Annotated in this window: 21 protein-coding genes, 1 tRNA gene and 1 pseudogene; 12 read left to right on the top strand and 11 right to left on the bottom strand. The window is 44.4% G+C overall.

All coding sequences use genetic code 11. The annotated features are described in order from the left end of the window. The first annotated feature begins 39 nt into the window (after window positions 1–39). Complete coding sequence (locus tag Vsou_RS04155) at window positions 40–2,025, top strand: intein-containing 30S ribosomal protein S12 (RefSeq protein ID WP_188602501.1); 1,986 nt, start codon at window positions 40–42, stop codon at window positions 2,023–2,025. 376 nt (window positions 2,026–2,401) lie between these two features. Here the strand turns inward: Vsou_RS04155 and Vsou_RS04150 are convergent. After that, a tRNA-Ser gene (locus tag Vsou_RS04150) sits at window positions 2,402–2,489 on the bottom strand. 104 nt (window positions 2,490–2,593) lie between these two features. Between Vsou_RS04150 and Vsou_RS04145 the strand changes: the two genes are divergently transcribed. Further along, a complete protein-coding gene (locus Vsou_RS04145; RefSeq protein WP_188602502.1) occupies window positions 2,594–2,896 on the top strand; it encodes an ATP synthase subunit c family protein in 303 nt (100 codons plus the stop codon). 45 nt (window positions 2,897–2,941) lie between these two features. Here Vsou_RS04145 and Vsou_RS04140 read toward each other — a convergent pair whose 3' ends face one another. Continuing rightward, window positions 2,942–4,273 (bottom strand): M20/M25/M40 family metallo-hydrolase, encoded by a 1,332-nt coding sequence (locus Vsou_RS04140; protein WP_188602503.1) that lies wholly within the window; start codon window positions 4,271–4,273, stop codon window positions 2,942–2,944. A 59-nt stretch (window positions 4,274–4,332) separates the two neighbouring features. Here Vsou_RS04140 and Vsou_RS04135 point away from each other — a divergent pair, with 59 nt between their 5' ends. Continuing rightward, window positions 4,333–5,628, top strand: a complete 1,296-nt coding sequence (locus Vsou_RS04135) for an MFS transporter (protein ID WP_188602504.1) — start codon at window positions 4,333–4,335, stop codon at window positions 5,626–5,628. 39 nt (window positions 5,629–5,667) lie between these two features. Here Vsou_RS04135 and Vsou_RS04130 read toward each other — a convergent pair whose 3' ends face one another. Beyond that, window positions 5,668–6,420, bottom strand: coding sequence for an RAD55 family ATPase (locus Vsou_RS04130; protein WP_188602505.1), 753 nt, complete (start codon window positions 6,418–6,420; stop codon window positions 5,668–5,670). 428 nt (window positions 6,421–6,848) lie between these two features. On the opposite strand from Vsou_RS04130, the gene Vsou_RS04125 reads away from it, so the two are divergent. Both Vsou_RS04125 and Vsou_RS04120 read left to right on the top strand, forming a co-directional pair. Then, on the top strand, window positions 6,849–7,934 hold the full coding sequence (locus Vsou_RS04125) for a PD-(D/E)XK nuclease family protein (RefSeq protein WP_188602506.1): 1,086 nt from the start codon (window positions 6,849–6,851) through the stop codon (window positions 7,932–7,934). A gap of 299 nt (window positions 7,935–8,233) precedes the next feature. Then, window positions 8,234–8,521, top strand: a complete 288-nt coding sequence (locus tag Vsou_RS04120) for a transcriptional regulator (protein ID WP_188602507.1) — start codon at window positions 8,234–8,236, stop codon at window positions 8,519–8,521. Between the two features lie 144 nt (window positions 8,522–8,665). Here Vsou_RS04120 and Vsou_RS04115 read toward each other — a convergent pair whose 3' ends face one another. Next, window positions 8,666–9,496, bottom strand: coding sequence for a type II secretion system F family protein (locus tag Vsou_RS04115; RefSeq protein WP_188602508.1), 831 nt, complete (start codon window positions 9,494–9,496; stop codon window positions 8,666–8,668). Beyond that, complete coding sequence (locus tag Vsou_RS04110; RefSeq protein ID WP_188602509.1) at window positions 9,493–10,956, bottom strand: type II/IV secretion system ATPase subunit; 1,464 nt, start codon at window positions 10,954–10,956, stop codon at window positions 9,493–9,495. The genes Vsou_RS04115 and Vsou_RS04110 overlap by 4 nt, the downstream gene beginning before the upstream one ends. 102 nt (window positions 10,957–11,058) lie before the next feature. Between Vsou_RS04110 and Vsou_RS04105 the strand changes: the two genes are divergently transcribed. The 5 genes from Vsou_RS04105 (at window position 11,059) to Vsou_RS04085 (ending at window position 15,463) form a co-directional block, all read left to right on the top strand. Beyond that, on the top strand, window positions 11,059–11,949 hold the full coding sequence (locus Vsou_RS04105; protein WP_229709692.1) for a type II secretion system F family protein: 891 nt from the start codon (window positions 11,059–11,061) through the stop codon (window positions 11,947–11,949). A 205-nt stretch (window positions 11,950–12,154) separates the two neighbouring features. Beyond that, window positions 12,155–12,619, top strand: a complete 465-nt coding sequence (locus Vsou_RS04100; protein WP_054843458.1) for an archaellin/type IV pilin N-terminal domain-containing protein — start codon at window positions 12,155–12,157, stop codon at window positions 12,617–12,619. 55 nt (window positions 12,620–12,674) lie between these two features. After that, window positions 12,675–13,124, top strand: coding sequence for a hypothetical protein (locus Vsou_RS04095; protein WP_229709693.1), 450 nt, complete (start codon window positions 12,675–12,677; stop codon window positions 13,122–13,124). Beyond that, the gene (locus tag Vsou_RS04090) at window positions 13,090–14,529 is read left to right on the top strand and encodes a hypothetical protein (protein WP_229709718.1); all 1,440 of its coding nucleotides are present in this window, start codon (window positions 13,090–13,092) and stop codon (window positions 14,527–14,529) included. Before Vsou_RS04095 ends, Vsou_RS04090 begins: the two co-directional genes overlap by 35 nt. Before the next feature lie 310 nt (window positions 14,530–14,839). Beyond that, the gene (locus tag Vsou_RS04085) at window positions 14,840–15,463 is read left to right on the top strand and encodes an ACT domain-containing protein (protein ID WP_188602511.1); all 624 of its coding nucleotides are present in this window, start codon (window positions 14,840–14,842) and stop codon (window positions 15,461–15,463) included. 77 nt (window positions 15,464–15,540) lie between these two features. Here the strand turns inward: Vsou_RS04085 and fdhF are convergent, their stop codons facing one another. Together fdhF and Vsou_RS04075 are read right to left on the bottom strand one after the other, a co-directional pair. Then, window positions 15,541–18,231: a formate dehydrogenase subunit alpha gene (gene fdhF / locus Vsou_RS04080; RefSeq protein WP_188602512.1), complete on the bottom strand. Its 2,691-nt coding sequence runs from the start codon at window positions 18,229–18,231 to the stop codon at window positions 15,541–15,543. Further along, window positions 18,231–19,781, bottom strand: a complete 1,551-nt coding sequence (locus Vsou_RS04075) for an NADH-ubiquinone oxidoreductase-F iron-sulfur binding region domain-containing protein (RefSeq protein WP_188602513.1) — start codon at window positions 19,779–19,781, stop codon at window positions 18,231–18,233. The genes fdhF and Vsou_RS04075 overlap by 1 nt, the downstream gene beginning before the upstream one ends. 93 nt (window positions 19,782–19,874) lie before the next feature. Between Vsou_RS04075 and Vsou_RS04070 the strand changes: the two genes are divergently transcribed. Continuing rightward, a complete protein-coding gene (locus Vsou_RS04070; protein ID WP_054843466.1) occupies window positions 19,875–20,237 on the top strand; it encodes a hypothetical protein in 363 nt (120 codons plus the stop codon). Window positions 20,238–20,484: 247 nt separating this feature from the next. On the opposite strand, the gene Vsou_RS04065 is transcribed toward Vsou_RS04070, so the two are convergent. Next, window positions 20,485–21,282, bottom strand: a complete 798-nt coding sequence (locus Vsou_RS04065; RefSeq protein WP_229709694.1) for a molybdopterin-binding domain-containing protein — start codon at window positions 21,280–21,282, stop codon at window positions 20,485–20,487. Window positions 21,283–21,560: 278 nt separating this feature from the next. Between Vsou_RS04065 and gatD the strand changes: the two genes are divergently transcribed. Continuing rightward, the gene (gatD, locus tag Vsou_RS04060; RefSeq protein WP_229709695.1) at window positions 21,561–22,904 is read left to right on the top strand and encodes a Glu-tRNA(Gln) amidotransferase subunit GatD; all 1,344 of its coding nucleotides are present in this window, start codon (window positions 21,561–21,563) and stop codon (window positions 22,902–22,904) included. 58 nt (window positions 22,905–22,962) lie between these two features. Here the strand turns inward: gatD and sfsA are convergent, their stop codons facing one another. The 3 genes and pseudogenes from sfsA to Vsou_RS04045 form a co-directional block, all read right to left on the bottom strand. Next, window positions 22,963–23,658 carry a DNA/RNA nuclease SfsA gene (gene sfsA, locus Vsou_RS04055; RefSeq protein ID WP_188602514.1) on the bottom strand — a complete coding sequence of 232 codons (696 nt, stop codon included), beginning with the start codon at window positions 23,656–23,658 and terminating at the stop codon, window positions 22,963–22,965. 253 nt (window positions 23,659–23,911) lie between these two features. Further along, on the bottom strand, window positions 23,912–25,084 hold the full coding sequence (locus tag Vsou_RS04050; protein WP_188602515.1) for an MFS transporter: 1,173 nt from the start codon (window positions 25,082–25,084) through the stop codon (window positions 23,912–23,914). Beyond that, window positions 25,081–25,749 (bottom strand): annotated as a pseudogene (locus Vsou_RS04045) (DUF3834 domain-containing protein). The gene Vsou_RS04050 and the pseudogene Vsou_RS04045 overlap by 4 nt, the downstream one beginning before the upstream one ends. Window positions 25,750–26,109 lie beyond the last annotated feature (360 nt).

Genomic DNA, 26,109 nt, shown 5'->3' with positions numbered 1-26,109 from the left:
AGGAAAAAGTAAATAAGCACTAAAATCAACGTGAGAACAATGCCCGGTAAAAAATCACCACTTGGCATGTTCGCCGCAAGAGGATTAGAGGAAAGAAGGAAGAAGTTTAGGTGGAGCGATACATACTACAAGAGGAGGGCACTCGGCATAGCCAAGAAATTCGATCCACTGGAAGGAGCACCAATGGCAAGGGGAATAGTCCTAGAGAAAGTCGGTGTGGAAGCAAGGAAACCAAACGCAGCCGTAAGGAAGTGCGTAACCCCAGACACATTAATTAATTTAACGCCTAGGGTGGCCACTAAGATAGTGAACCTGATCGATAGATGGCATGAAGTAACGATAATTCACTTCAATAAGGATTCTAAATCAGTCGAACCAACGAATCTCGTGGATTTTTTCCACATAGAGCCTGAGGAATTTAGAGAAGATGGTGTTTACGAATTAAAGACACTTTATGGCAGAAGAATAATAGCAAGTGGCGATCATCCAATATACACAGGTAGGGGCGTATTGCCGCTTAAGGAGGTTAGGCCCGGCGATTACGTGGTTATATATCCAAGGGAACCCATTGAGGCTTATGCTCTTAATGATGATAGAGTAATACTAACCGAAGATGACATCAGGAGGGAAGCCCCACCTGGCTCTAAGGTTGATGAAATAATAAATAAACTTAAGAGACTTGGATTACTACCACTTAAATATAATAATAGGAATATTTATAGGATTGCACGAATAGTCGGTCATCTATTTGGTGATGGATCACTAAGCTATGTCAGGAGTGGTAATGGTTATGAAGGTAGAGTTGCATTTAGTGGTGATCCTAATGATCTCGATGATATTATTAATGATTTAATTGAGTTAGGATTTAAGCCGTCTAGGATCAGGGAGTATGATCATGAAAGCGTAGTTACTTGGAGTAATGGGTTAGTGCAGGTGATTAGTGGTAAGTCGCATGTTGTTTTTGTAAATTCAATAGCACTATTCGTATTGCTTAAGGCATTAGGAGTCCCTGTTGGTGATAAGGTGTTACAGACATTTAGAGTTCCCAAGTGGGTTACAGAGGCGCCATTAGATGTTAAGGCGGAGTTCCTCGCTGCGTACTTCGGTAGCGAGCTGGAGAAACCACGGGTTGAAGATAATGGCAGGACGTTCCAACCACCATCATTAGTAATGCATAAGGCGGAGGGTCTATTAAATGATGGTATTGCATTCCTAAATGATATTAAAACCCTGCTTAATGAATTCGGTGTAGAAACAACGCCTATTACGGTCAGTGAAGGTGTGATTAGGAAGGATAGCGTCAAAACCGTTAGGCTAAGGTTCTCAATACTTAGTAGGACTGAGAATCTATTAAGATTCTTCGGCAGGATTGGCTATACGTACAATAGAGAACGTGATTCGTTGGCAGTGCTGGCATATGAGTACTTACGTAGGAAGGTAATGCTTTGGCAGCATTATACCGAGGCTTATGAATTAACGAGAAGATTAATGGTAAGGGGGTACAATGACACCAATATAATTAAGGCCATAAAGAGCGCTGGATATAGGGTCAATAGAGCCACGGTATATAGATGGTTGAGAGGCATTAAGAACGTTAAGTATATAGGCAGGACGGCAAGGATACCTCCATTTAATGCATGGGTTATTGAAAATACTTTAGGATTAGGAGATTCAGGCCTTGTATGGGATATCGTCACTGAGGTTAAGCCTATTGAGTGGAATGACAAGCTCTGGGATATAACTACTGAGAGTCCGTACCATAATTTCATCGCAAATGGATTAGTAACTGGTAACTGTGTCAGGGTTCAAATAACTAAGAATGGTAAGGTTGTCACGGCATTTGTGCCGTGGGACGGTGGTTTAAACATAATAAATGAGCATGATGAGGTAATAATCGAGAGGATAGGCGGTCCTGAGGGTAGAGCTTATGGAGACCTGCCAGGTGTCAGGTTTAGGGTCATAATGGTTAATGGTGTCAGCCTAAAGGCAGTACTACAGGGAAAGAAACAAAAGCCCGTTAGATAAAAAAATCACCATGATCGATCCTCCGGGTCCTCATTCATTATTTCCGTAACTACTTACAACACCCATCAAACATACGTCATATTCTTTGTCATTATTTACAACCGACTCAATCGTGTTATTTAAGTCGATCCTTACGTCACAACTTAAGGGCCAGTATAACAAGTCTTATGAATTGACCGCAGGACTGAAAAAGCAAGGCAATAAGGATCTTTATCGTGACATAGAGAGAAAAACTTAGTGAGATAATGTCAGCATTTAATGCCTTAATGGTAAGGGGTTTGGCATTTTAGTTCAATTGGGTTGGGATCACACTGACATTATAGTGAATTAGAGGTTCATCCGTCTGCCAATGGAGTGATAATAAGAAATGGAAAATTGGTGCCGGGGCCGGGATTTGAACCCGGGCCCCCTTGCGGGGACGGACTTAGCAGGCCCGCGCCTTAACCGTGCTCGGCCACCCCGGCGTTTTCTTGGTTGGTTTTGTTTGTTTTAAGTTTTTTGTGTTGTGGGTTCGCAATCGTTTCTTCTGGAATAAAATTTTAATAATGTATTATGTATTGATTCGTCGATGGTGGACAGGAGGATTATCAGGGCCTTGGTAATGACAATGCTAGTGCTTAGCCTTGCGGCCTTAGTCGTTCATGCACAAGCAAGTGATCAGGCTCAAGTCTTAGCGGCCAGGGCTTTGGGTGCTGGTATTGGTTTTGGTCTTGCGGCTCTTGGTGCTGGTATTGGCATCGGCATTGCTGGTGCTGCCTCAGTAAGCGCCTTGGTTGAGAGGAGGGAGCTATTCGCGCTTTACTTGGTGTTCGTCGCGTTAGCAGAGGCAATAGCGATTTACGGCCTCGTGGTCTTCATCTTACTATACTAAGTCCAGGCAGGGAAAATTAACTGGTTCAAAAAACAAGAATTATTTTTAATCACTGGGTTTTAATCGCCTAACTAATAATGAGTAGAACCTGCTCGTGAATTCTAAGGACTTCACATTCACATACTCATTTGGGCCATGGGCATTGCCGCCTAATGGGCCGAAGTCTATGGTCTCAATACCAAGCGGCGAGAAATACCTGGCATCACTTGCACCCGCCATCTCCATAACCCTGGCCTCAAGGCCAAGCTCACCAAGTACCTCACTGGCCAGACTAACGAGCCTCGAGTCACGTGGAGTGTATAGGTAGCCCCCACCGCCCTCGCCTTCAACCTTAACCTCAATTCCCTGGAAGTCCTCTTTTAATGCCTCATTCATTGTCTCCTCAATGGCCTTTGCATCGTCGGTCATGGCCCTAACATTAATCACGAATTCATGGTAATCACCAACAACCCTATAGACATTGGGCGTGGCTGTGACACCATAAACACTCTGCGCCTTGACCCTAGGCACGAACCTAGTCAACGGTAGTAGGGCCTTAACGAGCCTCGTGAGCCCCGCATCAACCTCCTGCTGTGGACAATCACTGCAGGGCTTGACCACGTCAGCCTCAACCCAGGTCGGCGTAACATTACTCTTAACAAAACCACCCCTAAGGCTAGCCACATAAATATTGTTAAGCCATACGTACTGTGAGAGGGCAATGACTGGGTGCGTATCAACACCGCCAATGAAGTACGCCGCGTGGTATGGAGGCGTGACCTTATAATCAAGCTGAAACCTAATGGTCTCCCTACGCCCATTAACCACGGCCCTCTCAACCTTAGACCTAACCCTGGCATTGAATATCGCCCTCCTCCTATTTATAATAACCATTGACTGACCATCAGCATTAACCACATAATTCGGCCTAAGGCCATTATCCAATAGGTAATCCCTAACCACCCTAGCCCCATTCTCACCCCCAACCTCCTCATCAGTAGTGAACGCAACAATTACCGTGCCCCTACCAATACCCACCAAGTCCTCCAAGGCCTTAAGTACGGCAGCCACATTACCCTTATCATCAAGTGCGCCACGACCATACGCAAGGTCACCCTCAACCGTTAACCTAAGCGGGTCATACTTCCACTCACTGCGTATAAACGGAACAACATCGAGGTGTGCCAAAAGTAGTACGCGGGGCTCGCCAGAACCGACGACGCCAACCACGCTCCTATAGCCATGACTAACCAAAACCCTGGTCCTCACGCCAAGCCCATTTAATACGCCCTCCACGAAATCGATAACACCAGGATCAGGCGTTTTACCATTATCGGGATCATTTATAGTATTAAACTCAATAAGCGTTCCTAAGAGATCTAGTAATTCAGTTTTCATATTGTAAAGCATTATTTTAGAGTAAAATTTAAGAGTTACTGATTAATTTGTTGAGAGTGATGGCGATGGGAAGAAGCATTATTAAACTTGCATATGAGGCATCTTTAGCTTCCTTTTTCGGTACGTTCCTTGAATTTTATGATTTTACATTATTTGGCTTCTTAGCTACAATTATTGGGCCATTATTCTTCCCAAGTACTAACCCGACGACCACGTTATTATATTACTTTGCTGTGTTTGGAACAGGGTTCGCAATGAGACCTATTGGTTCTTTATTCTTTGGATGGTTAGGAGATAAATGGGGTAGAAGAAGCACTTTTATGATACCAATAATCCTCATGGCCTTTGCATCATTATTTATGGGTTTATTACCGACATATGGGGAGGTTGGTATTTGGGCTCCAGTGCTTCTCGTAATTTTAAGATTAATACAAGGCTTTTCATTAGGTGGCGAATGGGGTGGTGGCATAACCATGGTTGCTGAGCTTGCACCTAAGGAAAGAAGGGGATTTTTTGTAGGCATAGTACAGATGGCACAAAGTGGATTATTAACTACGGGCCTTCTGACCTTGTTCTCCAGTACGATGTCTAAATCGGCATTTGCGGCTTATGGATGGAGGGTCCTCTTTATCATAGGTGTTGTAATAGCAGTAGTTGGTTTCTACATAAGAGTTAGGTTAACTGAAACTCCAGTATTTGATGAAATTAGAAAACAGAGAAAGGTCCTTAGGGTACCAGTGGCCCCCATAGTTACTAAAGGTCGATATGTATTAATGTTATTGATGGCGTTATTTCTTGCTGGCGTTCCACTATCATATACATATATTGTATATGGTGTTACTTATTTGACAAAGTATGTCCATTTTGCTTATTCAGAGGCAACTTTCATAACGTTTATAGCCTCTGCTGTGTACTTCGTACTTACATTGCCTTTTGCGTACTTAACGGACATTATTGGTAGAAAACCCATAGTGCTTGCTGGCTTAATTGGTGAAGCAATATTAGTATTTCCGTTCTATTTCTTAATAGTTAAATACCCATTCTTTACTGTTGTACTTACATTCTATATAATTGAAGAAGCATTACATGCCGTATATAATGGTGCCTATGGCCAGATGCTTGCGGAAATCTTCCCGACGGTATCAAGATATACCGGTGTAGCATTTTCTTATAATTTAGGCGTAGCAATCTTAGGTGGATTTACACCATTTATAGTTACATACTTAGTAGCTACACTTAAAACACCATTAGCTCCAATTTACTGGCTATTTCCATTAATTGTAATACCAATAATATTAGTGGCATTACTTTATAAAGAGACAAAAGGTATGGATCTAAGCGTATTTGTGGAATAAATTCATTATATAAATAAAAAAGCATTTTTAATTAAAAATCTATTGGCTACTCTGTATCTGAATTCCCAGGTCCTCTAGGGTGTTCTTCAGCATGTTCCTTATTTCGTTAATGTCCACGGGAACTATCGTGCCCTTGGCCGTGGTGAAGTAGTACCAATTCATTGAGTGCGACACACCCTTCATCCTCTTAACCCTCATTCTCCTGACGGGTATGCCCAAGTTTGCCATGTTTTCATCGAACTCCATCTCTATCACTCCGTCGAATACGTACTCAATACTATTGAGTAGGTTACCAATGTCCTCAGTGGTTACGTGGGCTACTATGAACGTCATCATGTTGTAAAACCTTGATAGTGACTTCAATTGCTTAAGCGTTGCGATTAAGCCCCTTGGGTCGATGTTGATGAGCAGGTCATTGATGGAGTCAATTATCAACCCACGGGCCCCCCTCGAGTAAACTGCTTGACTAACCTTACTAATTAATTGCCCGGGATCCAGTTCGGTAATTGCATCAATAACATTGGGTGACTTGGTTCGCCGTTGATCGCCTAATGAAAAGCCATCAATTATGAAGAGTTTGTTGCTTAGGTCCTTGAGGTCATTACTCACTGTCTCAGGATTATCATCAAACGAGACATAAACAAGTGGGTAATTGCTCAGAATACTTCGGGCAAGCAATTTAACGAGAAGAGTCTTGCCCATGCCCAGGTCGCCACGGATGAGAACCAGGTAACCGAAGGGAAAACCAGTAGGTAATAAGTCCTCCAGAACTTGGCACTTAAGGAAATCCATAACTATCAATTAAATAAAAACAATAAAATAATTAAGCATTACCCAAATGGACAATATGAATAAAAGAAAACACGGCTCATTCAAGCCCGCACTGTGCGACGATGCGGTAAATATTTACTACGTTCATAAAGGTCAATCACAACATGGTACGGTACCTAAAATCCCTATTTCTTCTAAAAACAAGCCCTTATGTGAAGCCCTAATCATGATAATAAGAAGAATACAATTAAAGCGTTAAAATCAAATTAACAACCTTAACTTAAACCCAAAAACATTACTGATTACCCTCCTAGAAATGACTAAGTCTTTCCTTAATTGAGCAATGCATGTAACTAACCCCCTTGAGTCATTACTCTTATGGTAATGAGGAAATCATATGCATAATTATTTGCGGTAGGTTTATATTTTTCATAATTCCTATTCTTAATGTGAGCATTAAGGATGAATTGCTTAGGTTGCTTAGGGAGGATGAGGTTTTTAGATTAGCTGTGGTTGGGCTTTTGGGTATTAGTGATGTTCAGTCTTCAATTAGGGAGTTGGTGAGTGCTGTTAGTGATTTGGCGAGGGTTGTTCAGAGGCTTGTGGAGGGTCAGGAGAGGCTTTGGGGGGAGGTTAGGGCGTTGCGTGAGGATCAAGGTAAGTTATGGGAGGAAAATAACAAGATTTGGCAGGAGGTAAGGAGGATAAACGAAAACATCGAGAAACTATGGCAGGAAGTTAGGGCGTTGAGGGAAAACCAGGAAAAACTATGGGAGGCCGTGAAGAGCCTCCAGGAGGGGCAGAACAAGCTCTGGGAGGAGAACAGGAAAATATGGGAAGCCATCAAGGCACTCCAGGAACAAGTCAAGGCATTACAGGAGGGACAAAACGCCCTTAGAGCCGACGTAAACAAACTATGGGAGGAGAACAATAGAATCAATGAAAACATAGAAAAACTATGGCAAGAAAACAACAGACTATGGCAGGAGTTTAGGGCATTTAGGGAGGACCAGGAGAGGAGGTGGCAGGAGAATGAGAAGAGATGGCAGGAAAATGAGAAAAGGTGGGAGGAGGCATATAAGAGGTTTGAGGCTATTGAGACCGAGTTGAGGAATTTAAGGGAGGACTTCAACAGGTTTGTAATGGGTATTAACAGGAAGTTGGACGCGCTGGGTGCTAGGTGGGGAGTTATTTCAGAGGAGGCTTTTAGGGAGGGTATGAAGGGTGTTGTTGAGAAGATACTGGGTGCGGCTAAGGTTGAGAAATGGACTTATAATGACATAGGCGGTGAGGTTTATGGTCATCCTGCAATTATTGATGTTGATATTGTTGTGAGGGATGGTACATACATACTTGTTGAGGTTAAGTCGAGCCTTTCCAGAGGCGATGTAGCCGAGTTCTGGAGAATTGGCAGGCTTTATGAGAAGGTTAATGGCATTAAGCCAAGGCTTGTGATGATTTCGCCATATGTCGATGATAGGGCCATGGAGCTAGCTAAATCCTTAGGCATTGAGATCTATACAGAGGTTATTTAGGCGCGTTGATCTATTCTAAACCTTTGTGTTGTCTTGGCGCTTTATTGGTGTTCATGATCATTTAACGAATTAATTGCATCGTTTTTATTTACTCTATTTGTACATGGTTTTGTCTAAGTTGGTCTTGTGCGTTTCTCCAATGTACAATGAAGCTTGAGGGAAGGAAAAGGCATGAGATAGATGGAACAAAACAACAAATACAGAGGACATAAACCGTTAATAGTGTTAATACGAGGATAGTAGGTTTTTCGGGGTCGGGTCACGTAATGCTTATTAAGTGTTTTTGTGTGTTGGTTTTAATGAGTAGGGATAAGGTTGTTGGTACTGGGTTGCTTGTTATATCAATAATAATCATACTGGCCTACATATACTTGGTTTTCTTCACGCCTTATTCAATGCCCGTGCTTCAAATAACGGATACGCTGGCCGTAATAGTGATCTTCGGAATACTGGCCTGGGTGGGCTACGCACTAGCCACAACACCACCACCAAAACCCATAGAGGAAATAGAGAAAGAAATAGAAACAGAACTCAAAAAACTCGAAGAAGAAACAAAACAAGAACAACAGAAGACCCAGCAGCAATAAATGCGTAATGAGAAACAATTGTTTTAAATTAACAATAATGCCTCCTTTTTGCAATGGGAATTGTACCAAGAAACTTTACGATATTATTCACGACAGAACGTGTATTATCATAACCCTAGAATTAGTATAAGTGGGCATGATGGCTTACTCCGCTGAGGACACGGTTGAATCTATCAATATATAAATCACATAGCCCATGACCGGTGAGTATACGAGGGTTGTTAGTATTAATACGAGGGTTGGATTAAGAGTTAGAGGACCCAGGTATATAGGTCCCAGCGGTGTTAATGTGACTACAATCAGCACGAGTAGTACAGGCAGTAGTAATGCCATTACCAGGTACGTCTCCATGAGGAGACCCAGCGTCTGCGTCACACTCCTCAACTTATTATACTTATTCCTGGTCAAGTACTCAAGCTTCAGCATTAGTAGATCAGCCACATTACCACTGACTAGGTAGGTCTCGGCAAGTAACCCAAAGACTTCATTATAGGTCCTGGAGGGAACGCGATTAAGGCTTGCCCTGAGCGCCGTGAGTATGTCCATACCGCCCTCCCGGGTGTCCCTAAGTATTAACTTAAATTCCCTGGCTATATACGGATCACGCTCGATCACCGCTAAGGTATTAATTAACTCCTCAAGGGTCATGCCGCTTGCCACAAGGGGTATCATCGTTATTAACGTATCAGTTAAATGCCTTTCAAAGTGTCCAACCCTGATATGAACCTTGGCATTCACGTACATGAGGATCGATAAATAATCAATGAGAAATACAATCGCCAGGATAAGTATTAAGATCCTGAACATGAATAATTGAGGCACTAGATATATTATGGCAAGGGCAATTATGAGAAAGGGAATATACATCAGTATAATCAACACAAGATCCCTATTGAAATTATAACCGCTAAATATGTAAAGCTTATCCACATAACCAACAACCCAACGCCTATAAACTGCCAATGGATTAATCAAGGCAATTCACCGCTAATCAAGGTCCTATAGGTCCTCTCTGGGTCCACGTAGTAATTCCTGGTGACCCTAAACACGGCATCGGGCGACCTAAACCCGTACTTAGCCATAGTCACCATAATCTCAACCCTCCTCTTGAGCTCCCTATCAACCTCCTCCTGAGACACCCTACCCATCCTCACAAGATCAGCAATTAAGGTACTATCACTCAACCTGACAAGCTCATCCCTATCCTTACTCCACCTAAACAGGGTATTAAACCTTAAGCCACTCCTCGTCACGTCCAATAACTCGCTAATATCCATGACGCGCCTGACAATCCTACCACCAACCTTCACCCTATTAATTAATATGAACACGTTGGCCAGGGGTATCAGGGCTGGAGGAACGCTCATGGGTTTAGACAACAGCCTCCTCACGGCGGCGCTCAGGGAGCTTGCATGTATTGTGGCAAGGCCAGTGTGCCCACTGGCCAGTCCCTGAAAGAAGACGTAGGCCTCCTCACCCCTTAACTCACCAACAACCAGGTAATCAGGCCTAATTCTCATGGAGACCTTGACAAGGTCATAGGCCACTATGCTCTGGACACCGGTCGTTTCGGATTCCCTAACAACCAACGGAACCCACTGCTCATGGGGTATGTTTATCTCCCTAGTATCCTCAATTGTCACAATCCTAGCCTCAGGCCTTATGAGGAATAGTAATGCATTGAGCAAGGTCGTTTTACCCGCACCAGTCGGACCAATGATGACCATGCTTATGCCATTCTCAAGCATGAACCATAACGTCGCCATAGCCTCTGCACTAATAACACCATCCATTATCAAATCAACAATAGTTATTGGATTAGTCTTGAACTTCCTAATAGTTATTATTGGTCCATAGGGTGAGACATCCCTAAGCCCAAGCTCAACCCTAAGACCCTCAGGCAGTAAGCCCTCCAGTATTGGGTATGCTGAACTAACGTTCTTACCAATCCTCTGACTAATCTTCACAACAAGGCTATTCAACTCCTCATTGCTCAGGGTAATATTAGCCCTCAAGTGTTCATACTTACTGTGCCACACGTAAACAGGCTTATTCGGGCCATTAATATTAACATCCTCAATATAATCATCCCTAATCAACGGGTCAATCCTGCCGTAACCCACGGTATCCCGCATCAGGTAATACATGACACCCCTCAACTCCTCATCACTCAACTTAATCCTCAACCTACCCATTGTCTCATCAACCAACGACTTCAGGTAACCCTCAACACTATTACTGCCCTCAGGCAAGGCACTACTTACCCTGAGTAACTCCCTGGTCCTTGCAAGAACTCTGCTGGCATTATCACTAAGCATGGGCTCAACGACATTATATAAATAAAGCCCAGTGGCCTTATCCCTAACAATGAATGCGCCAATTAATCCCTTGACAACCTCATACTCATCAACCAACTCAACGCTCTCCTTAATCACAATATAATTATCAATGCGTGGGCTATAAATTTTTAAAACTTAAGATTTATAACCTTTAATTCAGGATCTACTGAATTAAGGCATAATATGCGGAGAAGAACAATGTTATTAATAACAATAATTGCCGCGATCATTACAATAGCGGCATCGTACGTATTACTACCGAGGACCTACATCCAAATAAACATCGGCAAACTAGTGCTGAATGCGCCAATACCCTACAGCATACTGGGGGCCACGTTAACAGCCATAGCCATAGCCCTCGAATTATTACCACTATCCATAACGGAGTACAGGCTCTGGAGGGCAAACGATGAAATACTCATGGATATACCCACGGTAATCAGGATACTCAGGGACGGCCTAGGCTCAGGGCAATCCATGAACAGCATTGCAGAAATGCTTACGAGAGTTGGCAGGGGCAGACTAAGCAGGATACTCGCCGAATCAATCGCAAAGGAGGGCATGGGCATCACTACAACTAAGGAAAACCTAACCAGGGTATCCAGGGAATTAGGCAATAATTACCTGGCAATACTCGCAGTAATACTGGACACGGCCATTAAGTCAGGGGCGAAACTCCAGGAAACCCTAGACATGGCCTACAGATCCTTCGAGGAAACGGTAAGTTACCAACTGGACAAGTCTAACCAGATCAAGCCTTACTTGGCACTGATATACGTGGTCATGGCAATATACATAGTACTCGCCGGGATAGTGATTTACCTAATGATGCCAAGCATAAGCAAGATAACAGTAACAGCATCAGTAGGCGGCATTGCGGCGCCAACGATCTCCGCAGTAAACGTACAACTATTCTCATCAATAATAGTAATGAGCGGTGTAATACAATCATTAATAGCCGGCGCAATAATCGGCAGGATGATTTACGGAAAACCAACCATAGGCCTACTACACGCATCCATACTAATAGTGATCCTAGCACTAACAAACTACATAATGTACCTAACAATATACCTAGGCACAACCTAAGCCCAGTATTCAAGCCACAACGATCTAACCACACCCCGGGCCGATCCTCACGAGGCAAAGGCATGCCTAATACGGCAACTGTGCCTCTAAACCTGTAGGGGGCAAGGATTAGTGCTACCCCATATTTTTAACATAAAACTTGAGTAAATGTACAACCATAATTAAGAGAAAGGTTTATAAAAGATTGAAAATAAACTAGAAATTGATGACCAGAAATAGAAACAACAGGAAGAGCATGGGTATAGAGCCAATCGTTGCAGCCATACTACTAATAGTCATAACAGTGGTAGCCGCAGTACTACTCTACATGTGGTTCAGCGGATACTTATCCGCAACAACAAGTAAGGTTAGCTCAATGGCAACGCCAGAGCAGTTCCAGGTAGTCGCGGTAAGCCTATCAGTAAGTAATGGATTGACCGCCTACGTACAGAACACGGGCTCAGTGACAGTAACCATAACGGGCGTCTACCTACTAAATGCAACGAATGGAAACCTAATATGCCAAGTACCAATAACGGCAACCTCAATAACGCCAGGCTCAACGGTAAAAATCACAAATAGCTCAAACTTCGCATCAACATGTGGCATAAAGTCAGGTACGTCATATGGGCTGTTGTTCGTGACATCAAGCGGCACCAAGTACGCAACGTCTGTTGTGGCATCATCGTAAATAATAAAATACATAAGTCATGTTAAGTCAAAATCACGCCGCAGGTGATTTTCCCATGATTTCCATAGGCATTAGTGAGGTTGTGGGTGCGACAATACTGCTCGTCATAGCCGTGGCCCTTAGCTTGTTAATCTTCGGATACTTCTACGGGTACTTAGAGTCGCTTGGTTACTCACTCGCTAATGCACTGTCGGGTTCTTGTGAGTTCTCAATAATGAGCACGGCATTTAACACCACGGGATCCTCAATAACATCAATAAGCATAGCCCTGTACAACTACGGTAGTAAACCGTGTGGGGTATCAGGTGTATACGTACTCAACGAGTCAACGGCATACCAGATCGCGGTATCAAGCAATTGCATAGTAAATCCATTGGTAAGGCTTGATCCAGGGCAGGTGGTGATACTCAAGTACTCAAACCTAAACATACCATACAACACAAATTACGAGGTGAAGGTGGTATCCTGTGATGGGTTTGCGGCAGAAAAGGGGCTTGGGCAATAAGGGCTTGGGGGAATTGTACGTAATGGTAATAATGATCATAATAATCATCATAACGCTCACCATCATGTATTCCGTGCTCAACGGCTTCAGTAAGTACGTTACTGAGAAGCAACAGGCATTGGAAAATCTCATGAGTACTGAGACGAGCGTATCACTGAGCGGATTTAATACAGTAGGGAGTAATTACGTAGTTTCCATGAAAATAAGCGGCGCCTCACCACCTAACAATGCAGAGGCCATATGTAAATACATAATGGGAAATACGCAATACATGCAGTACTGTAATTATGTAATTAGTGATGGCATGATATACGTAACAGTACCAGGTGTATTAATTAATAAAGGGGCAGGAAACCTGGTAATATCAATACCAACAAACATAGGTTTAACGTTAAGCATAAACCTATATCGAGGGCCAATAGAGGTAAGCGTATTGGTACCATCCGTGATTTACCTGAGCTCGGTGAGTACTGTACAGGCTGTTGTTTTGCTCACGAATAACTCCACGGGTTGGGTAAACGCCACGGTAATAACTAACGTAAACGGGAACACAATAATAAACAGCACAATAATACCACCAAGCAGCTCAGCGGCAGTAACAATACCAATTAGCATAACGAATGCTGGGGCAATAACGGTACCAGTGACGGTGTTAGTGAATAATTACACCGAGACAGTATCTACAATACAGATAAACGTACAACAACCACCATTGGGCACCGCAATAACGCCCCCCACGCAGTGCCAGGGCCAAAACATGGCATTCGGCTATGTAGGAAACGCAACACTGAATAACCTACAAGTCACCACATATCCTCAGGGTGCCTCAAACCCCTACTGGGGCATTACGGCAATTCAAGGAAGTATCGCGGGAGCTCCTAACCCAATATATACATACGCCATTGAAGAATTTGGGGCGCAAAGTTACTACGTAATTACGTATTACTACGATGTCTCTTCTCGAAATATAAAGGTTAACGATTATCCACATGTATCCGTTTACCTATATCCCACGCAATTCAATGTCAATGGTACGGTATTCTTTCTCTTTGTTATAACGCAAAATAACAAGGCAATAATTGTTTACTGGACATCAAACACAGGAAGCCCAAGTCCAGGAAGTGGGGTGGGAAATGTCGCAGTTAACAATCTAGATACGGCAATTCAGAGCCTATTTAATGTAAATAGAAATAATATAATTAACGTTGAGGGAGGCACGATACTCACGGACACATGGATAAACTATATACTTACCGTAAGCAACTACATACAGGGTAACCCAAAATATCAATACGTGGGCTTCGGCATTTACCTACCAAACCCATACCAATATGAACTTCTATTTTATTATAATTATGCGTTCCAGGGCGTGGCTTACTGGGACTACGTATGTATCGGTAGGTGATGAGACGAGTGCTATGAGTTTATTTTCCGCTTGAAATTGGTAAGTAGCGTTTCATGTGTATTAGTGCCTGGTATTGAGGGATATGGGCATGATGATTCGTTGTATCAGATGCTTTATTGTGTTGATAAAGGACAGTGATGCCACGTCGATACCTTAGCTATTGTACTGGCCCTGGGGTTATTTCTTTAGTCTTTTTTAACGCCAGTACATATTAATTATTAATCATCTGACTCATTATTTATCGTATAATTGACTTTTTTAATAATTTTGTGCTAGGGTTTAAATACCTTTGTTTCAGTTACTCTTTGTAATGACTTGGTTGTTGTTTAGGGTTGTTAGGGATAGGCCTGGTATTATTAATGAGTTGTCATCTGTGATGTTTAGTTATGGGATTAACATTAGGAATATCATTGGTAATTCCAGGGCCTTGATGATTGACGTTGAGGACAACGTGAACTCCCTATTAACCGGCATGGGCTCCATTAGAGATATTGAGTTCGTGAATGCAATAAGCGGGCCAATTATACCGCTGTCCTTCTCTCAAAGACACTTCATGACCGCAATTAAGACGGTCCTAGCACAAATGGGCACTGAGTATGTGGGTAGGCTCCTCTACAGGATTGGTTATGAGTACGCGAGGGCGGTGGCCACGGAGATACCAATGGGTGATCCCGTGAGTACGATAAACACGTACCTATACACGGCCACAGCCTATAACAGGCTTGCCTTCAGGGGTCTCGAGATTAGGAACAACGAGGTTAGGGTTGAGTTTGAGGAGCCATTCGACGAGGAACTAGACGGATCATTCACAGAGGGCTACATACACGGATTAATAAACACAGCACTATCAAGGCTACATTACGTCAACGTTGAGAAAACTGGCAACACATATAGGGCTATGGCGAAACCTGTTGAGGGCCTTGCAATTTACTAATACTGAACTAATGAATTATGCCGTATTACGTGGAAATCCAATAAGAATTCCATGTATATTCATAGTACGCTGGTTCCTTATTTTATTTTCTCAATACGAACCCACGTATCCTTATACGCCGGCGTTTTTGTAATTGGATTAAGTACAGCCGGGACCAAAGCATTTGCCAGGAGCTCTGGGTAATGGAATGTGGTGAATAATACGCCCCTCGGAACCCTACTCGATGCCCTAACCCTAGCAGGCACCTCACCAGCAGGCGAGACTAACTTAACGACATCACCGTCCTCAATACCCTCAGTCCTCATATCCTCAGGATTCATCTCAACAACGGGTCCCCTCCAAATGACCTTAAGTATTGGTGACCTCGACGTCATGGTCGCAGTGTGGTACTGCGCCCTCTCCCTACCAATGATTAATGAGTATGGGTAAAGCCTCTCCATAACCACATCAAAGTCTCTCCAACCAACCACCCTAAACCTGGCCCTACCCCTCGGAAATCCATCAGCATACAGTATTGGAGTTCCTGAACTAGACTCACTCGACACCGGCCATTGAAGCCCACCCTCACGCTCAAGCCTCTCATGGCTTAAACCGCCAAATATCGGTGCTACCCTCGCAATATCCCTCATTATGTCGGAACTACTTCTAAAGCCCATGTCATAACCGAGTCTCCTAGCCAATTCAGTGAATACCCACCAATCAGGCCTTGCATCACCTGGCGGATCAACCACCTTCCTCGTTAATTGCAACCTCCTCTCCGTATTCGTGAATGTGCCGTAATCCTCAAGGGCCGCCGAGGCCGCTGGCAATACAACATCAGCATACTCGGCGGTCTCTGTCAGGAATATGTCCTGAACAACCAGGAACTCCAACTTACTCAATGCCTCAGCAACAGCCTTACTGTCTGGGTGAGACCTAATACTGTTCTCGCCAACTATGTATAGCATCTTTATCAAGCCCCTCCTAGCCATATCAATCACCTCAGTACTCCTAAAGCCAACGAAGGACGGTAACCTACACCTCCAGGCATCCTCAAAGCGCCTCCTAACCGCCGGATCCATCAGAGGTTGATAACCAGGCAACCTACCCGGTGCACACCCAACATCTGCGCCACCTTGTACGTTATTTTGACCACGAAGTGGCATTAAACCAGCGCCCGGCTTACCTACATTGCCCGTTAGTAATGCGAGGTTTATAAGGGCTGATACATTCTCCGTACCATTCTCATGCTCCGTAATACCAAGAGTCCACATGATCATCGATGGCCTCTCAAGCGCGTATAGCCTGGCAACCTCCCTAATGGCTTCCTTAGGTACTCCAGTTACTTCCTCGGCAAAATCCAAGGTAAATACATCGAGGCTCCTTATCCAATCCTCAAAGCCCTCAGTATGCTTACTAATGAATTCCCTGTCGTACCAACCCATGTCGATTATGTACTTAGCCATTGCCGAGAATAGTACGACATCCGTACCCGGCCTAAGTAGGAGTTCATACTCTGCATATCTAGCTAACTCCGTATGTATAGGGTTAACGACTATTAAGTGAGCACCTTGCTTAGCAGCCCTCTTAACATAGGCGGCAATGACTGGGTGTGTTTCATTCATGTTAGAGCCAACCACAATTATCGTCCTTGAATTCAACGCATCCCTAATTGGGTTGGTCGCTGCGCCATAACCCAGTTGCGTGGCTAGGGACCATGCCGATGGTTCGTGACACAACGTGGCTGACTGATCAATACTATCAGTACCAACAGCGCACCTCATGAACTTCTGAAACGCGTAAATACTCTCGTTAGTACTTCTATCACTCATTATACCTCCAATGGCGGTTGATCCATACTTGCCAAGGATCTCCCTGATCTTACTGGCTATTATGTCTAGGGCTTCCTCCCATGTGGCCTCTCTAAATACCTCATGAATAGGCCTACCATTTAATGGACCTTTGGGTACGCCAGGCTTCCTAATTAATGGTTTCGTGAGTCTCTCGGGGCTGTTGACGTATTGATAACCAAACTTACCCTTAACGCATAGCTTGCCTTCATTCACATGTCCATAGGAACCCCTGGCCCAGATGACCCTGCCATCCCTAATTCCATACTCGACCTGACACCCAGTGCCGCAGTATGGGCATGTGGTTTCAATAACCTTATTGGCGGGTACCCAATCCTTTTCCATTAATGCCCCGGTTGGACATGCATCAACACATGCACCGCAGCTAACGCAACTTGATACACCCATTGGGGCGTCAAGGTCAAAGCCAACCCTAGTACCGGATCCCCTGCCTATGACTGCTATAACGTCGTTACTCTGATCAATGCTGCAGGCAATTACGCACTTCCTACACATTACGCAGGCCGATGGGTTGAATATTATTGCTGGGTGCGTATCGTCAACCTTGGTGTCCGATATTACTGGCGCTGGTTCGAGGCCGTACTTAACCGCGTAATCACATATCCTGCATCTCATTTGCTCCTCCTTGCTCCTGTGGTTATGATTCTTTAGTAGGAGCCTTAGTAAGGTCTTCCTAGCCTCAGTAGCCCTCGCGCTCTCAGTCTCGATTCTCATGCCATCGGACACCTTGGTTATGCATGATGGTATTAGCCTACCATTGACCTCAACGACGCATATCCTGCAGGAACCATTTACAAATCCCTCGTAGTAACATAGCGTTGGTATTTCAACGCCATATCTCCTGGCCAGGTTTAGTATTGTCTCTCCCTCGAAGGTCTCAACCTCCTTACCGTTTAGTATTACCTTAACCATATCCATCACCTGAAATGAACACCAGCCCTACAGACACCTTTCACATGCTCCTCAAACTCATCCCTAAATTGAGTAAGTGCATCGAGGAATACCTTACCGGCGGACATGCCTAAACCGCAGAGTGAGGTCTCCATCATGATCCTCGCCACAGTCTCAGCCCACCTAAGGTCCTCCTCACTCGCCTTACCCATGCTGGTCTTCTCGAGAACTTCGACCAATTCCTTAGTACCTAACCTACACGGTTCACACCTACCGCACGACTCGTGGGAGAAGAACCTCTCAACCTCAAGCATTACATCAACAATGCACCTATAGTTGGATAAGGCTATGATTACACCAGGTCCGAGGAAGACACCAAGCTTCCTCGTCTCCTCAGGCATAAGCCTTACCCTAATCTTTGAGGAGTGAACAAGACCTGAAGAGACTCCACCAATGAAGATGGCCTTAACATTCTCCTCCTTAGCCCCTGCCTTTGCTAATAATTCGTTAAGACCTATTGTGAGCTTCTCCCTATAAAGGCCTGGCTTATCAACGTCACCCGTAATGCAGAAGTACTTCTCAATGGTTATTTCCCTAGCCTCATAGTAATTACCAAGGAGTACGGGCGCCGCCGCAACGACTTCAACGTTAATCACGGCGGTGGGCTTACCGAATAAACCAGCCTCGGTGGGGTCTGGGGGTCTTAATCGGGGCTCGCCCCTATTACCTTCGAGCGAATTTATTAATGCTGTTTCTTCGCCAACGATATATGGAGAACCAACTAACGAGACCGTAACTGTAGGTAACCTATTAATTAGGCCCCTGCTCGCTAAAAACGGTCTTAGCTCATCAAGCGCCCTCTCAATCATTGCTCTGGCATTTCTAAACCTCTCATTAACCGCAATTATAACCTCATCAACATTAAGAGCAAGCGATAATAGTAACGTGCCCTCAAGCAATTGGTGGGTGTTTCTCTCCATTATCAACCTATCCTTAAAGCCGCCGGGCTCACCCTCGTGGCCATTAACAATTAAGTACCTAGGCCTATTGGCACTGTCGGCCAGGGCCTTAAACCTACCTAGGGCACCACCACCGAGTAGGCCTGCCTTAATGAGTAATTCAAGTATGAAGAGCTTATTGCCTTCGCTGAGGAATTTCCCGAAGTACTTATAGCCGCCCCTCGCTATGTATTTATCGAGAGGTTCGTATTGAGACCAGACGTAATCACTCCTTAACTCCTCAATTTCCCTGAATTCACCATTAATGAACGTGTAGTACCCATCACCTATCCTGGTCACCGGGCCCTTATCACAATAACCGAGGCAGTACGTTATGGAGTACTTGGTACCACGCCTTTCTAATTCCTTAACGACTTCCCTAGCCCCCTTTAGCAGGCATGGAAGGCCCATGCATACTTGGACCTCTGAGTGGTTATGGAAGTAGAATGTGGATAATGTCCTAACTGTTGATAGAGGCAGGTTATACTTATCGGCGATTTTCCTAAGCTCGTTATCTGATGTAATCCTCCTTTCAATTATCTCCTTACTCGCCTCACGCAGTCTCGCCCTATAATCCATGTAGGAAAACCCCATCAGAGCTTTAAAGGTATTTCTAGCCAGTCACGTGTAGTGGGTTATTAGGCTTAGTTATTTTGAGTATTTGGGTGTTAAATGCTGAGTTCATGGGTTATTAATGATATGGTCAGGATCATTAGAATCAATAATTACGCAGACCTGGATAAGGTACTCATTGACTTAGGACCCGGTGAATGCGTATTACTGCTTACTAAGCAGGTTGATGAATCATTAAGGCACGTGAATGGTGTTACCACGGTATTACTGAGGAGTATTAGGGACAAGACTGAGGTTGATTACCTACTCGCCGCTGGTAACAGGGTCCTTTGCGTATCCATGGATGGATTCGGCCTACTTAGTGAGTACGCATTGTCGAGGCTTAAGTACGTAATAATAACCCGCCAACCCTCAGAGACGGATACCAAGCTCTTCAAGATATTACTAAACATAACCCAATAATTCACTCATTCCTGAAGCCATATCCTCTTTACCATAACTACCTTGTTATTATTGAGGAAACCTAATAGTATCTTCATACTTAACGCCATGCTCCTTCCCTGGGATGTGAATAACATTGCCAGGCACTAAAGCATTTGGTGTACAATCTATCTCTTCTCATAAGGGGATCTTCAGGGAGTCTAATTGCATTTTCCTCACCTACGTTTAGGTATATAGCGCATCGGTATTCTAAGATATCAATATAATCTCACTCAAACTTATACCTATACATCCCTATCTTAGACCTTAACGTGTTAATCATTAATTTAGTCTCATAACCTACATTAACTCTACTCATGGCATTCTCAGCCATACCCAAGTAGTTAACTGCCCTACTGAATAAATCCCTACAATTGTAGGCTATTGCATTTTGGAGATACATGAGCCCCAGCATCGTCAATAACCTTACGTAATCGTCAGAATCCTTACTCATTGATGATAGGGCCTCCTCAAACGCCTTAATGTAGTCCTCATCGATAGGCTTATCACTATCTGGATTCACCATGATATTCCTTATGTTCCTGACCATGAATGGTGATACCGTGTTACGAGACCTCACGTATTTCGCGAATATTAACGAGGTTATTGCGGTCATTACTATAGATAATGCCGCGCTAAGGTCATTGGCTAGGGCTATGTAGGACTTAATGTCGTCGACACCTGACGACTCTGACATGCCGAGGCCCCACGTGAATAATACGGGCTTCGTGGCTATTAATTGAGCGAACTTGAGTATTAAGTCCCTAGGCACACCCGTGATTTTCTCGGCATCGTTAATTGAGTACTTACTAGCTACCTTGGCATATTTCTCGAAGTTCTCGGTCCTATTAACTATGAAGTCCCTATCAATGAGCTCGTTATTGATTAGGTAATTGGCCACCGCGTTGAATAGGTAGACCTCTGTGGAGGGTATTGGCTTGAGGTGTAGGTCAGCCATCTTTGCTGTTGCCGTTGTCCTAGGGTCTATGACCACTATCTTAGTACCATTCCTCTTAGCCTCAATCAAGTACTAGGAAAGCACTGGGTGACTATCCGTTATTGATTCACCAGTTATTACAACGACCTTCGCCTTAGGTATTTCATTGACTGAGTTTGCACTATCGCCATAGCCGAGCATATCCCTAAGCGCCTTGGCTGATGGATCGCTGTGGTTGACCTAGCCCCGGGTCTGTCATTACCTGTATGAGGAGTTGATTAAATCGTAATTACAGGGATTAAAATTCCAAGAGGTTTGTATTTAATTGTTTAGTTAACGCTTATATTCCAGGGGTACACACGATACCCGTGCTTAGTGAGTTAATGAGTAGGTGGGGCATTAGGGAATTTGACCTGGTGCGTATTTACCTTAGGGATGGCACGGCATTAGATGGCGTGGTACTGCCTAGACCTGGTGTTGGTGATCCTAGTGTATTGATTTTGAAGCTTGATAATGGCTATAACGTGGGCATTCACGCCAGTAATATTGGGAGGGTGGAGGTTAAGGGTCACGTTGAGTCGAAGAGTGTGGTGTCCATACCCATTGGTCAATTCGTTAAGGCCGAGTCCACGGGGCTTCCCAGGGTTAGGCTTGTGGCCACTGGCGGCACGATAATGTCCAAAGTGGATTACAGGACCGGCGCCGTGTATCCGAGCTTTAGCCTTGAGGACCTATATGCGATGTACCCTGAGGTTAAGGGCATAGCGGATATTGAGCTCCTAAACCTAATGGCCATATTCAGTGAAGACATGACACCAAGGAGATGGGCTGAAATTGCCGAGGCTGCCTACAAGGCATTTCTCGACGGTGTCTCCGGGGTCGTTGTGCTTCACGGCACAGACACCATGCACTACACAGCCGCCGCATTATCCTTCGCAATCAGGAATCCCCCAGGCCCAATAGCCCTCGTTGGCTCGCAAAGGAGTAGTGATAGGCCGTCAAGCGACGCCTTTGAGAACATGCTGGCTGCCGTACTCGTTGGCGCCAGGGCACCCTTTGCGGGTTCCTACGTTGTAATGCACGCATCAACAAATGACGGGTTAATAGCAGTTCATAGGGGGACCAGGGTTAGGAAAATGCACACGTCTAGGAGAGACACATTCATCAGTATTAACGAGAGGCCCGTGGCGTATGTAAATATAGATAAGCTTGAGATAGTGCTGAACACGAATAACCACATCCCTAGGTCCAAGGTGGAGGATACCATATTGATGAATAGGTTCGATGAGAAGACAGCCCTAATCAAGTTCTACCCAGGTATGGACCCAGAGAACCTACACTTCCTAATTGATAAGGGTTACCACGGCATCGTGATTGAGGGAACGGGGTTTGGGCACGTTAGGGAGGAATTGCTCGACCCAATTAAGAGGGCCATTGACAGTGGCATACCCGTGGTAATTACGAGCCAGACAATATTCGGTAGGGTTAACCTGAACGTCTATAGGAGAGGTGTGGAATTGCTTAAGCTTGGTGTTATACCTGCTGAGGACATGATACCGGAGGTCGCCTTCGTGAAACTTTCCTGGGTACTGGGGCAGACCAGGGATATGAGTGAGGTAAGGAGGCTAATGTTAACGCCAGTAGCCGGTGAACTAAACCCAAGGAGCGATGTGGGCACATATATACTGGGTCCTGAACTGCCCAGTAGATGACCCTGTGATGAGCATTTCGGCAGATGACTGGCGATTGAAATAACCCTCGCTGATCAAATTAGCCAATTCTAATGTCGAGTTGACCCACCGGAATTATTGCCCAATCCCTTGTGAGTATTAGTTTGTAGGCCAATGCCCTAACCCCATGATTAATGGCGTACTTAAGGGATTCCGTGAACCTGGAGTCGAGCACTGCATTGGGCATGAATAGCCTTGCCCTAGATCTAAAGACTAGGAATAGCACGTAGGTCTCGTAACCAAGCTCCACAGCCCTCGTCAGCTCAAGCATGTGCCTAGCGCCTCGTGACGTGGGCGCGTCTGGGAATTTGGCAATTCCATTTTCCTCAAGGGTCACGCCCTTAACCTCAACGAATGCATAACCACCACCTGGTGACCTAAGCAGTAAATCAAACCTACTATCACCGAAACGAGGCTCCTTCCTGATAACTTCATAACCACTTAATACGTACTTATTAGTAATAAGCCAAGCGGCCACGTCATTATGCACTGCGGAGTTTACGAGAACCAACTCGTCACCAAGCTCCACAGCCGTTAAGTAAAACCTAGTCTTACCCGTGGATTTCGAATAGGCGAAGAACTTAACGCCAGGTCTTAAAAGCTCGGTTAATCTACCAGGATCATGAATATGTATGAATTCCTCCCTACCATTAATAACGCCGACCCCAAGAAACCTATTTAACCTTCTAACGAAGAATCCCTCAACATCCGGCTTCTTAATTACGTACCCAATCATAGAACCACTAAATCAATTACGTGTTGAATTAATTCCCACTTATCTTTTAATCCGTAACCAACTTATCTGATTAATGATCATGTCATCAGAGCACTCCAATTATATTCACGCGGTTAATCAATCTAAAGCCTCATTAATTCTATAATCATCGCAATATATTATCGAGGACGCACTAATTAATGTGTATCATTGTCTGCCTCACGTTAAAGCAAACTAAACAAAAACCTAAAGCCCAACACGCCTAACTTCTTTATTACTCACGGGGTATGTCCACAGACCTAACGTATTTCCTCAGCAGTACTAATGCTATTATCACCGGTGGTATTAATACAATGAACGTATTCCTGATCCCTATTAAGTCCGCTACGTAACCCGTTATTGTCGGTGTTACTATACCTATGAGCATCATGAACGAGAAGAACAAGCTATTTGCAGCATTCCTATGCTGGAGCTTGAAGGCCCTTGATATAGATACCACGGAAAGCGGGTAGGTGGTACCATGGGGTATGCCCAGTATTAGTAGGGCTATGGCGTAAATCAGTGGGTTGTTCGTGAGTACTATTAATAATACGCCGATTACCGTCATACTAACCGCACTGGCCATGTATGGCCACAGTCTCTCCGCAGGCCTTATCGATAGGTAGAGTCTGCCGAGGAATGACGTTACAAAGAATAGCGAGAAGAGAATCTCAACCATTGAGTAACTAACGCCGAAGGAGTTTCTGGCGTATATACCACCGAATGCCATTAGGAAGGAGAAGACCACGTTATACGTGGCTATGTTCAGCACAGCCGCTATGAAGCCTGGATTTGAAATGACCACGGACGTACTAACCACTGCATCACCGCCCACGTTCTCCTCAGGGAATCTAACGAATGGGGTTATGGCAAGGGCTAGGATTGGGAATACAGTGAAGAATATGAATGATTCCCTAAGTCCGTAGTACCTAAGTATTAACGACTCGATTGCCGGGCCAAGTATTAGGCTTATGCTCAGGGCCAACGTGTAAATGTTGAGTAATCTCTCCCTAGTCCTCCTATCGGGTAGTAGGCTTGCCGACGTCATTACATTGGGCATTAGAAAGCCTAGGGCAAAACCGGCCACTGCGGATAACACCCAAACTGTGATTGGTGATGATAACCAAAACAGTGGGAATACAACGGCGTAAATCACTGATGATGCTATGAAGGCAATCCTCCTACGGCATGCCCTAAGCCTTGAATTTATTAAACCACTACTTACAAAAGTCATTAACGAAACTAAGGCCGATAAAATACCCACCAAGGTGTTGCTGAAGTGAAAGTTATACCTGACCAGCAGTGGTATGGTGGTCATGAGCATGTTATTCGAGGCCCTAATGGCTATGGTTAACGGCACTATTATGGAAATAGCCTGGCTCAAACCTAGGTACTGCCCCCTCGTCATTTTCCGCCACCGTACCTTTTAACAATCTCCGCAAAACCCTCATAATCACCTGGGCCATAAATACCATACTCCACCCTAACCAATATGTTCTTAATGAACTCCCTTGGTAACCTAATCGGTAATTTGTTGGTTATGTAATCAACGGAACCGTTCAAGTCCTTACTAGCCATTTCAATTCCAGCCCTATAAACATCAATGAAGTATTGATAGTCACCATTGATCTGGGCGCCGCATGCGCCTGGTGCGCCGACTAGGTCCTCGAGAAATTCACCCCTATGCTCAAGGACACCGAGGTTTAAGACAGCACTCTGCACATTACCTGTGTTAAGCATGTTAAGCACTGAAGGCCAGTCATCCGCATAAATGAGCTCAGCCCTCAAACCAACACTATCCAGCAAAGCCCTAATGAGTACATCAGCAGCACTACCACGTCTCTAAACCGCAATCCTAGGCCCCTTTAGTTCAGGGTATACAAACATTAGTTTCTTAACCGTCACAACATCAATCCTTAAACTACTCCTTACTAGTGATGTTAATGAATCCGTAATTGCATACGCATTGTATTCCTCACTACCCTTACCAAAGACTAAGTCCAGGTCTTTATACTCTCTTGCCGCCAGTATTAGTGGGTATGAGACAGGCCCTGGTGCGGTTATGATTTTCATATTTATCGATATCGAAATAGATATCTAATTTATAAAACTTATTCGCAGTTTCGTAAATCATTAGCCTTAATAAGTCATTGCCGGCTGCACTCTGCATTAAACCGTGCGTGTGAACAGGAGAGCGACCACTGGCATTAGGATCAGTAACATCGCTCCTCATTGCAAGGCACCTAATAATGCGGATTAATAATGGTACACCAGTATAACGTGCCAGATTCAGACATGGCGTTAAGCAAGTATAGTGGTAGGGAGGAGACGGCCATTGACAAAATGAACACCAAGCCTCGCCAAACATCACCTCGACATCGTCCTCATGTTCCTCATACCCAATTGTGGTCAAACCAGCACTTTTCATAACCA

It is taken from the genome of Vulcanisaeta souniana JCM 11219 (assembly GCF_026000775.1).
GTDB lineage: Archaea > Thermoproteota > Thermoprotei > Thermoproteales > Thermocladiaceae > Vulcanisaeta > Vulcanisaeta souniana.
The sequence above is the reverse complement of the archived record's forward strand: the minus strand, read 5'-3'. Positions and strand labels throughout refer to the sequence as shown.

Bases quoted from the DNA above. Each gene is read 5' to 3' on its own strand.
- Vsou_RS04155 (WP_188602501.1), top strand. From the start codon at position 40: ATGCCCGGTAAAAAATCACCACTTGGCATGTTCGCCGCAAGAGGATTA.
- Vsou_RS04145 (WP_188602502.1), top strand. From the start codon at position 2,594: ATGGTGGACAGGAGGATTATCAGGGCCTTGGTAATGACAATGCTAGTG.
- Vsou_RS04140 (WP_188602503.1), bottom strand. From the start codon at position 4,273: ATGAAAACTGAATTACTAGATCTCTTAGGAACGCTTATTGAGTTTAAT.
- Vsou_RS04135 (WP_188602504.1), top strand. From the start codon at position 4,333: ATGGCGATGGGAAGAAGCATTATTAAACTTGCATATGAGGCATCTTTA.
- Vsou_RS04130 (WP_188602505.1), bottom strand. From the start codon at position 6,420: ATGGATTTCCTTAAGTGCCAAGTTCTGGAGGACTTATTACCTACTGGT.
- Vsou_RS04120 (WP_188602507.1), top strand. From the start codon at position 8,234: ATGAGTAGGGATAAGGTTGTTGGTACTGGGTTGCTTGTTATATCAATA.
- Vsou_RS04105 (WP_229709692.1), top strand. From the start codon at position 11,059: ATGTTATTAATAACAATAATTGCCGCGATCATTACAATAGCGGCATCG.
- Vsou_RS04100 (WP_054843458.1), top strand. From the start codon at position 12,155: ATGACCAGAAATAGAAACAACAGGAAGAGCATGGGTATAGAGCCAATC.
- Vsou_RS04095 (WP_229709693.1), top strand. From the start codon at position 12,675: ATGATTTCCATAGGCATTAGTGAGGTTGTGGGTGCGACAATACTGCTC.
- Vsou_RS04090 (WP_229709718.1), top strand. From the start codon at position 13,090: ATGGGTTTGCGGCAGAAAAGGGGCTTGGGCAATAAGGGCTTGGGGGAA.
- Vsou_RS04085 (WP_188602511.1), top strand. From the start codon at position 14,840: ATGACTTGGTTGTTGTTTAGGGTTGTTAGGGATAGGCCTGGTATTATT.
- fdhF (WP_188602512.1), bottom strand. From the start codon at position 18,231: ATGGATATGGTTAAGGTAATACTAAACGGTAAGGAGGTTGAGACCTTC.
- Vsou_RS04075 (WP_188602513.1), bottom strand. From the start codon at position 19,781: ATGGATTATAGGGCGAGACTGCGTGAGGCGAGTAAGGAGATAATTGAA.
- Vsou_RS04070 (WP_054843466.1), top strand. From the start codon at position 19,875: ATGCTGAGTTCATGGGTTATTAATGATATGGTCAGGATCATTAGAATC.
- sfsA (WP_188602514.1), bottom strand. From the start codon at position 23,658: ATGATTGGGTACGTAATTAAGAAGCCGGATGTTGAGGGATTCTTCGTT.
- Vsou_RS04050 (WP_188602515.1), bottom strand. From the start codon at position 25,084: ATGACGAGGGGGCAGTACCTAGGTTTGAGCCAGGCTATTTCCATAATA.